This is a genomic window from Acetobacter okinawensis, from assembly GCF_002153655.1.
GTDB classification, from domain to species: Bacteria; Pseudomonadota; Alphaproteobacteria; order Acetobacterales; family Acetobacteraceae; genus Acetobacter; species Acetobacter okinawensis_A.
The window spans coordinates 1-536 of the sequence record NZ_JOPJ01000123.1 but is presented as its reverse complement, the minus strand read 5'-3'; the positions used below and the strand labels follow the sequence as shown (position 1 = coordinate 536).

General features: G+C 62.1%; 1 protein-coding gene. It reads right to left on the bottom strand.

Annotation, left to right across the window (positions count from 1 at the left end; translation table 11 throughout):
• Nucleotides 1-536, bottom strand: a 536-nt coding sequence (locus HK26_RS13020; protein WP_143296392.1) for a carbohydrate porin, incomplete at both ends; no start/stop codon positions are given.

Sequence of the window (536 nt, the reverse complement as noted above, 5' to 3'; positions counted from 1 at the left end):
CCCTGAATGCCAAAGGAGTTGGAGGTATTGCCCGGCGGGTTGTCATCGGCTGCGGCGAACATGACGGTAAACTGGTCAGTGGGCCGGTAGCGGATCCGCACGGCGGGGGAGGCCAGCGGCCAGGACGGCCCACCGGCATACAGGTTGACCGACGGGGCCATGGGCCAGCCGAAGTTGGAGTTAAGGTAAAGGCTGCCGTAATCGCTGATCAGGAATTCGGTATCGAGGTCCTGCTGCCCGATCTTGATATCGAGCTTGCCGCCGAGGAAGGACTGCTGGTACCACAGCTCGAACAGGCGTGTGGAGCGGTCCGCCTCGAACCCGGAGACGGGGTTGTAAACGCTCAGATGGTCCTGCGAGATGGAACGCCCGCGCAGTTGGAGCGCGCTGATGTTGAACAGACCGCCCTTGAGGCCGATCAGTTTTTCCAGATCAACGGTCAGGGTTGGCATGGTCATGCCGTCATAGGCGGGGCCGGTGCCCGAGCCTGAGCCATTGGGCCCGTCATTACCAGACGGGTTACCGCCTGTGGTGTT